Here is an 11,306-nt window from a genome sequence, read left to right on the forward strand (position 1 = left end):
ATTCTCGTATAATACCAAAGAGGAGGTGAGCCGGATGTCCGATATTCTGGATCGTGTGAAGAAAATCGTCGTGGACCGTTTAGGTGTCGACGAAGCGGAAGTCACCCCTGAAGCATCTTTCAAAGATGATCTGGGCGCGGATTCGCTGGATGTCGTTGAACTGGTTATGGAACTTGAGGATGAATTCGACATGGAAATCTCCGATGAAGACGCCGAAAAGATTACGACTGTGGGAGAAGTAGTTGAGTACATAAAAAAAACACAAGCGTAACTAAGGTGAAGTCCCGTTTTAACATGTGAAACGGGACTATTCGTCGTTTATCTGCATTGATGCTGCTTACCGTATAGAGGTGGTTGTATGAAAAACAGAGTAGTCATCACAGGCTTGGGTGTCATTACGGCACTGGGTTGCGACCAAAAAACGTTTTGGAACAATCTGATGAACGGAAAGTCAGGTGTCAGCCTGATCGAAGCATTTGACGCCAGCGAATATACAACTCGGATAGCCGCATCGATTAAGGATTTTGACCCCGAAAAGTACATGGACAGACGCGACGCCCGCCGTATGGACCGCTTTGTGCAATTTGCGGTCGCTGCGAGCAAATTGGCGTTGGAGGACGCAAAATTAGATATTTCAAAGATGGAAAACCCCGACCGTGCCGGCGTTTATGTCGGCTCCGGCATCGGCGGATTAAGCACTTGGGAAGACCAGCACAGCATTTTGCTGGAGAAAGGGCCGAAGCGGGTGAGCCCGTTTTTCATTCCGATGATGATCGCCAATATGGCGTCGGGACAAATCTCCATTTTGACGGGCGCAAAAGGCCCCAACAGCACGGCGGTTACCGCCTGCGCCACGGGCACGCACACGATCGGCGATTCGCTGCGGCTGATCCAGCACGGCGAAGCCGATGTGATGATTTGCGGCGGCGCGGAAGCGACAATCCGCCCCACCGGCGTTGCCGGGTTTTGCGCGCTCAGGGCGATGTCCACGCGGAATGACGAGCCGGAAAAAGCCAGCCGCCCGTTTGACCTCAACCGCGACGGGTTTGTGATGGCGGAAGGCTCCGGCATTCTCATTCTGGAGTCGCTCGAGCATGCGCAAGCACGCGGTGCGCATATTTATGCGGAATTGATCGGGTACGGGATGAGCGGCGACGCCTTCCATATCACCGACCCGGATCCCGACGGCGCCATGCGCAGCATGAACAGAGCGCTTAAGGACGCGGGAATTGCTCCGGAGGCGGTCGATTATATTAATGCGCACGGCACCTCGACGCCGCCGGGAGACAAATCGGAAACGATCGCGGTGAAGAAAACATTCGGCGAGCATGCCTATAAGCTGGCCATCTCTTCGACCAAATCGATGACCGGTCACCTGCTGGGCGCCGCCGGCGGCGTGGAAGCGGTCATTTGCGCGCTTACGATCAAAAACGGCGTAATTCCGCCAACGATCAACCTGGAAACGCCCGATCCGGAATGCGATCTTGATTATGTGCCCAACGTCGCCCGCAAGGCCGACGTCAATGTGGTCATGTCCAATTCGTTCGGATTTGGCGGGCACAATGCCACGATCATTATGAAGCGGTTTGAAGAATAAGCATGAAGACCAATGCGAACCGGAATTTCAAGGAACTGCAAAACAACCTCGGCCTTGTTTTTAATAATCAGCATTTATTAAGGCAAGCATTTACTCATGCTTCGTATATGAATGAGCATCGCATGGGGGCGCATCAGGATAATGAGCGCCTGGAATTTTTGGGCGATGCGGTGTTGGAATTGGCTGTTTCCGAGTATTTATACCACAGCTATCCGAATCGTCCGGAAGGCGAACTGACCAAACTGCGGGCGTCGATTGTGTGCGAGCCTTCCTTGTTCAGGTTCGCGCAGGATTTGCGGTTTGGCGATTACATTTTGCTCGGCAAAGGCGAAGAACTGACCGGAGGCCGCACGCGGCCGGCGCTGCTCGCGGATGTGTTTGAAGCGTTTGTCGGCGCTTTGTTTTTGGACCAGGGGATGCCGGCTGTCAAACAGTTTCTGAAAGCGAGCATGTTTCCCAAATTGTCCGAATTGCAGATCATCGATTTTAAAACGCGGTTGCAGGAATATGCGCAGCATCACAATTTGGGGCAACTGGAGTATCGCGTAGTTGACGAACAAGGGCCGGCGCATGAAAAACATTTTATCTCGGAAGTAGTGATGGAAGGGCGCGTGCTCGGACAGGGGGACGGCCGTTCCAAAAAGGAGTCGGAACAGAATGCGGCGGCGCAGGCGCTTGCCAAGCTTGACCCGCAATTTTCCGAGAAATTGTGAACTCCTTCGTTTGCATAGGAAAAAGGAGCAAAGCGGCGCAAAATTGTCTTTGCTCCTTTTCTGTATGCTACAATAGGGCGTGAGGTGAATATACATTGTTCTTGAAGCGTATCGAACTTTCGGGTTTCAAATCGTTTGCGGATAAAACGGAATTGGAATTTGTCAGCGGCATCACTGCGGTAGTGGGCCCAAACGGCAGCGGAAAAAGCAATATATCGGACGCCATCCGCTGGGTGTTGGGCGAACAAAGCGCCAAATCGCTGCGCGGCGGAAAAATGGAAGACGTTATTTTTGCTGGCAGTGTATCGCGCAAACCGGTCAACTATAGCGAAGTGTCCCTGACATTGGAAAATTCGGACAACGCTTTGCCGCTTGATTTTGCTGAGGTCACGGTAACAAGACGCATTAACCGCAACGGGGACAGTGAATATTTCATCAACAAACAGCCTTGCCGGCTAAAAGACATCACCGAATTGTTTATGGATACGGGAATCGGCAAAGAAGCGTATTCCATTATCGGCCAAGGCCGGATTGAAGAAATTTTAAGCACGCGCTCCGAGGATCGGCGGGCGATTTTTGAAGAGGCTTCCGGCATTGTAAAATACAAGTCCCGCAAAAAAGAAGCGCAAAAACGGCTGGATGAGACGGAAGCCAATCTGCTGCGGATCCACGATTTGATAAGCGAGTTGGAAGTTCAAATTGAGCCGCTTCGGGAGCAGGCGGAAAAAGCGAATACATACAAGGAATTGCGCGAAGAACTAAAAGCGCGGGAAATATCCCTGTACGTCCATCAGATCGAAGAGCTGCACCGGACGTGGAAAGAGACGGGGGATAAACTGCAAGAGCTGCAGGACAGGCAGGCGGCGCTTGCGGCAGTTGTCGGCGCGCATGATGCCGATTTGGAACAGCACCGTATGGAGGCAAGACGCCTGGAAAACGAGCTCGAACAGTTGCAGACGTCACTGCTTCGTTTAAGCGAAGAGGCGGAAAAATGCGAAGGTTTCGGCGAAGTATTGAAGGAACGGCGCAAAAATTTGGAAGGCAACATAAAAGCGCTCGGCCAGGCGGCGGAAACGCAATCTTTGCGCAAAGCCGCGCAAGAAGCGGAACTGGCGCAGGCCAATGAGCAGCTTCAGCTAGCGTTGGGCGAACTTGCGCAAATTGCGCAAGCGCTTCAGGCGGAAGAAGCGCAGCTTGCCGGCGTGCATGAGGAGGCGGGCACGGAACGTGAGGAGCAGCTCAAAGCGGAGCTGTTTGAAATCTTGAGCAAAATTGCCCAGACGAGAAACGAGATCCGCTATTGCGAACAGCAAATGGAAACATCCGCGCGGCGCAAGGCGAAATCGGCGGAAGAACGGCAGCGGATCGAGCTCGAGTTGAAAGAGCTTGCGGCGACAATGCGTACGCAGGAAGAGCGCATTGCCGAAGCGGCGCGAACCATCGAGGCGGTCAGAGAACAATTTTTGGCAAAAAGCAAGCTGGTTAAAGAGAAAGAGAAGCTGCTCGAAGAGGCGCAGTTTACCGCACGCAAATGGGAACAAAAAATCGGCGCCCTGACCTCGCGCCGCGACACGCTCGTGGAAATGCAGCATGATTTTGAAGGGTATGCGCACGGCGTGCGCGAAATATTGAAATCCCGGGAAAAACAGAACGGATTGCGCGGTATACACGGAGCGGTTGCGGAACTCGTCAAAGTGCCGGAGACGGTGGAAGCCGCGATGGAAACCGCATTGGGCGGCGCGTTGCAGCATATCGTCATGAGCGACGAAGCGTCGGCCCGGGCGGCGATTGCCTATTTGAAAGAGCGCCAATTGGGCAGGGCGACCTTTTTGCCGCTTGATGTCATTCAGGAACGAACCATTTCCGCGGGCGAACGCAATGCCTGCGCGGCAATTCCGGGCTTTGTCGGCGTAGCCGTCGAACTGGTGGCTTTCAGGCAAGAATATACGCCGATCTTCCGCAATTTGCTTGGCAATGTTCTGGTAGCCGACAATTTGGAACATGCGAACCGCATTGCCGCCGCTTGCAAATATCGCTACCGCGTCGTCACCCTGGATGGCGACGTCGTGCATGCCGGCGGCTCAATGACAGGCGGCAGCCGGCAGAAAAAATCGGCCAGCTTGCTTGGCAGACAAAGGCTGATCGAACAGTTGACGGAAGAAATTGCCTCTGCGCACAAGCAGCTTACGGAATTGAAGCAAAAGTCCGATCAGGTTAAAAAAGAAATCGGCGAGATGATGGGGCAGCTGGACGATCTGCGCCGCGCAGGCGAGGATCAGCGCCTTAAAGAACAGCATCTGCGCGCCGAGCTTGGCCGTTACGAAGCGGAATACAATCTGAAGGAAAAGCAAATCCATGTGTCTTCCGAAGAAGAGAAGCTTTTGCAAAATGAACAATTGTCGTTTACGGGCAAAATCACCGAACTGCAAGCTTCCCTTAAAGAATTGGAAGCGCAGGAGCGCACGCTGCAAGCGGCGATTCTGGAGGCGGAAACGGTCAGAAAGCGGAACGAATCCGCCAAGGAGGCGTTGCAATCCAGATTAACCGAACTTAAGGTGCAAAAAGCGGCGAAAGAAAGCGCGCTGCAGGCTGTTAAAGACAATATCGCCCGATTGCGGCGCGGTCTGGAAGATACGGCGCGGGAGATTGCCGAGAGCGGCCGGGCGCTTGCGCAGTATGAAGCGGACCTTAAGATGAACAGCGAAGAAATGGTCAAGCAAACGGAACGGTTGAACGAGCTTGTCCTGCAAAAACAGGAATGCACAGACGCGATCGACTTCAAACGGGCTGAACGCGCCGAATGGCTGAAGAAATTGGAATTGGAAGAAAGCAAAACGAAAGAAGAGCGGATTCAGTTAAGGCAAGTTGAAGAAGCGATGCATCAAACCGAAGTGCGTGTAAACAGGCTCGATGTGGAACTGGATAATTTGCTTGCGAAACTGTCCGAGGAATATGAGCTGAGCTACGAACTGGCCAGGCAAAAATTTCCGCCGCCAGAAGATATTTCGGGCACGCAAAATGCAGTGCGCGAGTTGAAAAAACAAATCGCCCAACTTGGCGAAGTGAATCTCGGCGCGATCGACGAATACGCCCGGGTCAGCGAAAGATTCCGGTTTTTGAGCGAGCAAAGGCAGGACTTGATCGAGGCCAAGACGACGCTGTATCAAGTGATTAACGAAATCGACGGAGAAATGTCAAAACGGTTTTGGGAAACGTTTGAAGCGATCAGGTCGCATTTTATCGTCGTATTTTCCAAACTTTTCGGCGGCGGTCGGGCGGATCTTTTGCTTACCGAACCGGAAAATCTGTTGGAGACGGGCATCGAGATTGTCGCGCAGCCTCCCGGCAAAAAACTGCAAACGCTGTCGCTGTTATCGGGCGGCGAGCGGGCGTTTACGGCCATTGCCCTGTTGTTCGCGATACTGCAAGTGAAGCCGGTGCCGTTTTGCGTGCTTGATGAAGTCGAGGCGGCGTTGGATGACGCGAACGTCACGCGGTTTGCCCAATATTTGCGGGAGTATTCGGCCGATACGCAGTTTATTGTCGTCACGCACCGCAAAGGCACGATGGAAGAAGCCGACGTGTTGTACGGCGTAACCATGGAAGACGACGGAATATCCAAACTTGTTTCGGTGCGATTGGAAGACGGGGAGCCGATCTCGGCATAGAAACCAACCGCCCGAATAGAAACCAATTACCTGATTAGAAACCAACTACCCGATTGGTTAAGGAGCGGAGAAGATGGGTTTTTTCAAAAAAATAAAAGAAAGCTTAACGGCAACGACAGATAAGTTTAAAGAGGGTTTGAGCAAAACCCGCACCGCCTTCGTTGGCCGGATGGAGGATTTGCTGTCCCGCCACAAAAAGATTGATGAGGCGTTTTATGAGGAATTGGAGGAAATTTTGATCGGGGCCGATGTCGGAGTCAATACCGTCATGGAACTGATCGATGATGTGCGCAGCGAAGTGAAAAAACAAAAGATCGAAGACGCCGGAGAACTGCGGCCGATTTTAACCGAGAAACTGATCGGTTTGCTTGCAGGCGATGAAGCAACGAACGCGCTGAAAATCGCCGATCAGGGGCTTACGGTTTATTTATTCGTTGGGGTGAACGGCGTCGGCAAGACAACTTCCATCGGGAAGCTTGCGCATCTGTTTAAAGAACAGGGAAAAAAAGTGGTTCTGGCGGCAGGCGATACGTTCCGGGCCGGGGCGATCGAGCAGTTGGAAGTGTGGGGCGAACGTGTCGGCGTGCCGGTCATTCGTCAGCAGGCGGGCGCCGATCCGGCGGCGGTGATCTTTGACGCGATTAAGGCGGCGAAAAAGCAGGATGCCGATATTCTGTTGTGCGATACGGCCGGCCGCTTGCAGAATAAAGTCAATTTGATGGAAGAGTTGAATAAAATTTATCGCGTTATTCGCCGCGAAGTTCCCGACGGCCCGCATGAAACTTTGTTGGTCGTGGATGCCACGACCGGACAGAACGCGATGAGCCAGGCCAAAATATTCGGCGAAAAAACAGGCGTCACCGGCTTGATCTTGACCAAACTGGACGGCACAGCGAAAGGCGGCATCGTGATCGCCATCCGCCGCGAGCTCAAGCTTCCGGTCAAATTCGTCGGTCTGGGCGAAAAAATGGACGATCTCGAGCCGTTCGACTCGCAGTCATACGTCAAAGCGCTGTTTGCCGGCCTGACCGAGGAAGTAACAGAATAAGTAGGGAGTGAATCGAATGTGCCCCCCTGCTTTTGCTTCGATGCAACTTTCCGAACATTTAGGATTATCCTAAAAGACGGGCAAATTGGCTTCGCACGCCGTTGGCGTCCAATGGCGTCCAATGGAGACTGATCGAGACTAATTGCTGCGAATAGCGGCCAATATATGTGATTTTTCACATTCATTTTCTTAAAATTTGGAGTTTGCGGCTCATATATGTGATTTTTCACACATATTTGTGTAAAATTTGCAAACCCATGTCAAATGTATGTGGTTTTTCATATATATTCGTCAAAAAACCGAGTTTCGCGAAAATTATGTGTGATTTTTCACTCATAATCGTACTCGGTTGCACGCTGACTGCCGGTCCGCGCATCTTCTCTGCCTGCCGCTCCTGATCCGTTCCCGCGCCATCGCCAGCATCGCGCTCAGGGTGTGCTCGCAAAGCAGCAACTTCTTCGCAAATTGTCCTGACAAGGTAAAAACCTTGACATGATCGGCCAATTTCGCTATGATAAGTCATGTGCTGTAAAGCGGTATCCCTTGACAGGGGATGATTTTATCATGACTGCCGACGTTCTGGAGAAAACGCTGCGCATCAATATGTTGTTTGACATTTACCGAACGCTTTTAACCGAAAAGCAGCAAACGTTTCTGCAGTATTATTTTTATGATGATTATTCGCTGGGCGAGATAGCCGCCGAGTTTCAGATCAGCAGACAAGCCGTGTACGAACATCTGAAGCGCGCCGAGCAGGCGCTGGAGATGTATGAAGCGAAGCTTGGGCTGCTTTCGAAGCAGGAGAAGCGTGAACATTTCTTGCGGAAAATCGGGCAGTTCGCCGCATTGATTCCGGAACACAAACGGAGCGAACTGCACGGATTGATCAAGGCGTTGCAGGAAATCGACGATTGATTCGTCTCGAGTGCATCGCAGGAAAGGAGCGACCCGATCATGGCATTTGAGGGGCTAACCGGGCGTTTGCAAAGTGTGTTCGCCAAGCTGAAAAGCAGGGGCAAGCTGACCGAAGACGATGTGAACGAGGCGCTGCGGGAAGTGCGGTTGGCTTTGTTGGAAGCGGACGTCAACTTTAAAGTGGTTAAAGACTTCATCGCGAAAGTGAAAGCGCGGGCCATCGGACAGGAAGTGTTGAAAAGCTTCACCCCCGGCATGGTCGTCGTCGACATTGTCAATAAAGAATTGACCGAATTAATGGGCGGCACGCAGAGCAAATTGGCGAAGGCGGCCAAACCGCCTACCGTCATTATGATGGCGGGGCTGCAAGGAGCCGGCAAAACGACGACGAGCGGCAAACTGGCGCGCTTTTTGCAAAAGCAAAACCACCGTCCGCTGCTCGTTGCCGCCGATATTTACCGGCCTGCCGCGATCAAGCAACTGCAAATATTGGGGGAGCAAATCAAGGCGCCGGTATTCAGCCTCGGCGACAAAGCCAAACCGGTGGAAATCGCCAAGGCGGCGCTGGCGCACGCGCAAGAAAATAATCATGACATGGTTATCATCGATACGGCGGGACGCCTGCATATCGATGAACAATTAATGGAAGAGCTTGCGGAAGTGAAAGCGGCAGTTAAGCCGGATGAAATCTTGCTCGTTGTCGACGCCATGACCGGCCAAGACGCGGTGACGGTCGCCGAAAACTTCCATAATCGCTTAAACCTGACCGGCGTCGTGCTGACAAAGCTGGACGGCGATACCCGCGGCGGCGCGGCGCTGTCCGTCAAAGCCGTGACCGGATGCCCGATCAAGTTTGCCGCTTTGGGCGAAAAAATCGATGCGCTGGAGCCTTTTCATCCCGAACGGATGGCGTCGCGCATCCTTGGCATGGGCGATATGCTGACGCTGATCGAGAAAGCGCAAGCCAATATCGACGCGGAAAAAGCCGCCGAAATGGAACGGAAATTGCGCCGGGCGGAATTTACGTTTGAAGACTTTCTGGAGCAAATGGAGCAAGTCAAGAAGCTCGGCCCGCTCGACCAGTTGCTTGATATGCTGCCCGGAATGAACAAGATGAAAGGCATAAAGGATTTAAGAGTCGACGAAAAGCAAATGGGCAGAGTGGAAGCCATCGTCAAGTCGATGACAAAAGAGGAAAAACGCAAGCCGGAAATTTTGAACGCAAGCCGCCGCAAACGGATTGCCGACGGCAGCGGCACTTCGATTCAGGACGTCAACAGACTGATCAAACAGTTTGACGATATGCGCAAAATGATGAAACAGTTTTCGGCGATGATGGGGAATAAAGGCGGAAAAGGATTGAAGGGAAAAATCGGAAAAGGCTTTAAATTTCCTTTCGGGTAAGCGATCCGCATTTCCGCACTTTGATTGGGAGGTGAAAACATGGCAGTTCGCATCCGTTTGAAACGCATGGGCGCACATAAAAGACCTTATTACCGCATTGTGGTTTCCGACTCGCGTTCACCGCGGGACGGACGCTTCATTGAGGAAATTGGAACTTATAACCCATTAAGTCAGCCGTCTGCGGTCAAAATTGACGAGGAAAAAGCGCTGAAGTGGTTGCAAACCGGCGCGCAAGCTTCCGATACCGTCCGCAGTTTGCTGAGCCAAGCGGGAATTTTAAAAAAATTCCACGAAGCACGGCAACAGAAGTAATGTTTTCAACGCCTCTTTCATAAGCTCGGCTTTTCGAAATGGCTTTTTTTGCGGAAAGCCTTCAGGAGGTATGGGCATGAAGCAGTTGATTGTCATTATTGCCAAAGCGTTGGTCGACCATCCCGAAGATGTGCAGGTCCATGAAAAAGTGGACGAGGACAATATCGTTTATGAGTTGTCCGTCAATCCCGCGGACATCGGCAAGGTAATCGGCCGCCAGGGCAGAATTGCGAAAGCGATTCGCACCGTTGTAACGTCTGCCGCCGTTAAGGAAAATAAACGAATTACGGTGGAAATCGTATCATAATGTGCGGGGAATAAGGTTAGGGGGTTTTCCCCTAACCTTTTTTTCAAAATGAATGGTTTCTTCCGAATTTCGCGATGGGGGTAATGGTTTGCCGGAAAAGTGGTTAGCCATCGGAAAAATTGTGAATACGCACGGGATCCGCGGCGAGGTAAAAGTGATAAGCAGCACGGATTTTCCGGAAATCCGTTTTGCCAAAGGAAGCAAGTTGTATATTTTTAAGGGGGCGAATTCGGCTCCCGCGGCTGAAGTGACGATTGCGCATGCCCGCAGCCACAAAAATTTTTATCTTGTGAAATTCGAGGAATGCGACAACATCAATGATGTGGAAACATACAAAGGCGCGGTGTTGAAAGTGCATGCGACGCAGCTGATCGAGCTTCCGGAAGACGAGTATTATTTTTATGAGATTGCAGGCTGCAAAGTGGTGGACGAGAACGGTTGCGAGTTGGGGACGGTCACGGAAATATTAACGCCCGGAGCCAACGACGTATGGGTTGTGCAACGCCCCGGCAAAAAAGACTTGCTGCTTCCCGTTATCGATGAGGTGGTGCTGAAGGTGGATATCGCGCAAAAGACGATTACAGTTCGGCTGATGGAAGGGCTCATCTGATGCGGATCGATATTTTGTCGTTGTTCCCCGAGATGTTTGCGGGCGTGCTGTCATCCAGCATCGTCGGCAAAGCGCAGGAAAAAGGTCTCGTCGAGTTTCGGCTTGTCAATTTTCGCGATTTCAGCACGGACAAGCACCATACGGTGGACGATTATCCGTTCGGCGGTGGCGGCGGCATGGTTTTAAAGCCGCAGCCGATATTCGCCGCCGTGGAGCACCTGGTCAATCAAGCCCCGACCAGGCCGCGCATTATTTTGCTGTGCCCGCAAGGCGAACCGTATACGCAAGCGAAAGCGGAAACGCTGGCCAAGGAAGAGCATTTGATTTTGCTGTGCGGCCACTATGAAGGATACGACGAGCGCATACGCGAGCATTTGATCACGGAGGAAATTTCCGTCGGCGATTTTGTGCTGACCGGCGGCGAAATACCGGCGATGGCGGTGATCGATAGCGTGGTCAGGCTGCTGCCGGGCGCGTTAGGCAATGAACAATCGGCTGTCACGGACTCGTTTTCCACCGGGCTATTGGAATATCCGCAATATACACGGCCGGCCGAATTTCGCGGTTGGCAGGTGCCGGAAGTGCTTTTATCCGGCCATCATGAACGGGTGGCCGCCTGGCGCATGAAAGAATCGCTGCGCCGCACATGGCTGCGCCGGCCGGACTTGCTGGAAAAATTGGCATTGACCGCGGAGCAACAAAAGCTTTTGCAAGAAGTCAAGGACGAAGAAG

At 52.3% G+C, this 11,306-nt stretch carries 11 protein-coding genes; all 11 read left to right on the forward strand.

Translation table 11 applies throughout. From position 1 onward, the window contains the following. Positions 1-34: 34 nt before the first annotated feature. Entirely contained in the window at positions 35-271 is a 237-nt protein-coding gene (locus tag VF260_06675; GenBank protein HEX7056865.1) for an acyl carrier protein, read from the forward strand. 87 nt (positions 272-358) lie between these two features. Beyond that, complete coding sequence (gene fabF, locus VF260_06680; GenBank protein ID HEX7056866.1) at positions 359-1,597, forward strand: beta-ketoacyl-ACP synthase II; 1,239 nt, start codon at positions 359-361, stop codon at positions 1,595-1,597. Positions 1,598-1,599: 2 nt separating this feature from the next. After that, positions 1,600-2,310, forward strand: coding sequence for a ribonuclease III (gene rnc / locus VF260_06685; protein HEX7056867.1), 711 nt, complete (start codon positions 1,600-1,602; stop codon positions 2,308-2,310). 95 nt (positions 2,311-2,405) lie between these two features. Further along, complete coding sequence (smc, locus tag VF260_06690) at positions 2,406-5,978, forward strand: chromosome segregation protein SMC (GenBank protein HEX7056868.1); 3,573 nt, start codon at positions 2,406-2,408, stop codon at positions 5,976-5,978. A gap of 73 nt (positions 5,979-6,051) precedes the next feature. After that, a complete protein-coding gene (ftsY, locus tag VF260_06695; protein ID HEX7056869.1) occupies positions 6,052-7,026 on the forward strand; it encodes a signal recognition particle-docking protein FtsY in 975 nt (324 codons plus the stop codon). A 561-nt stretch (positions 7,027-7,587) separates the two neighbouring features. Further along, positions 7,588-7,941, forward strand: coding sequence for a YlxM family DNA-binding protein (locus tag VF260_06700; protein ID HEX7056870.1), 354 nt, complete (start codon positions 7,588-7,590; stop codon positions 7,939-7,941). A 39-nt stretch (positions 7,942-7,980) separates the two neighbouring features. Further along, complete coding sequence (gene ffh, locus VF260_06705) at positions 7,981-9,345, forward strand: signal recognition particle protein (GenBank protein HEX7056871.1); 1,365 nt, start codon at positions 7,981-7,983, stop codon at positions 9,343-9,345. Between the two features lie 39 nt (positions 9,346-9,384). Continuing rightward, positions 9,385-9,657 carry a 30S ribosomal protein S16 gene (gene rpsP, locus VF260_06710; GenBank protein ID HEX7056872.1) on the forward strand — a complete coding sequence of 91 codons (273 nt, stop codon included), beginning with the start codon at positions 9,385-9,387 and terminating at the stop codon, positions 9,655-9,657. 76 nt (positions 9,658-9,733) lie between these two features. Then, complete coding sequence (locus VF260_06715; GenBank protein HEX7056873.1) at positions 9,734-9,964, forward strand: KH domain-containing protein; 231 nt, start codon at positions 9,734-9,736, stop codon at positions 9,962-9,964. A gap of 52 nt (positions 9,965-10,016) precedes the next feature. Beyond that, complete coding sequence (gene rimM, locus VF260_06720) at positions 10,017-10,574, forward strand: ribosome maturation factor RimM (GenBank protein HEX7056874.1); 558 nt, start codon at positions 10,017-10,019, stop codon at positions 10,572-10,574. Beyond that, the coding region (gene trmD, locus VF260_06725) for a tRNA (guanosine(37)-N1)-methyltransferase TrmD (protein HEX7056875.1) at positions 10,574-11,306 on the forward strand (733 nt) is incomplete at its 3' end. The genes rimM and trmD, both read left to right, overlap by 1 nt.

The organism is Bacilli bacterium (assembly GCA_036381315.1).
GTDB lineage: Bacteria > Bacillota > Bacilli > Paenibacillales > KCTC-25726 > DASVDB01.

Coding starts and splice junctions, on each gene's coding strand:
- VF260_06675 (HEX7056865.1), top strand. CDS start 35: ATGTCCGATATTCTGGATCGTGTGAAGAAAATCGTCGTGGACCGTTTA.
- fabF (HEX7056866.1), top strand. CDS start 359: ATGAAAAACAGAGTAGTCATCACAGGCTTGGGTGTCATTACGGCACTG.
- rnc (HEX7056867.1), top strand. CDS start 1,600: ATGAAGACCAATGCGAACCGGAATTTCAAGGAACTGCAAAACAACCTC.
- ftsY (HEX7056869.1), top strand. CDS start 6,052: ATGGGTTTTTTCAAAAAAATAAAAGAAAGCTTAACGGCAACGACAGAT.
- ffh (HEX7056871.1), top strand. CDS start 7,981: ATGGCATTTGAGGGGCTAACCGGGCGTTTGCAAAGTGTGTTCGCCAAG.
- rpsP (HEX7056872.1), top strand. CDS start 9,385: ATGGCAGTTCGCATCCGTTTGAAACGCATGGGCGCACATAAAAGACCT.
- VF260_06715 (HEX7056873.1), top strand. CDS start 9,734: ATGAAGCAGTTGATTGTCATTATTGCCAAAGCGTTGGTCGACCATCCC.
- rimM (HEX7056874.1), top strand. CDS start 10,017: ATGGTTTCTTCCGAATTTCGCGATGGGGGTAATGGTTTGCCGGAAAAG.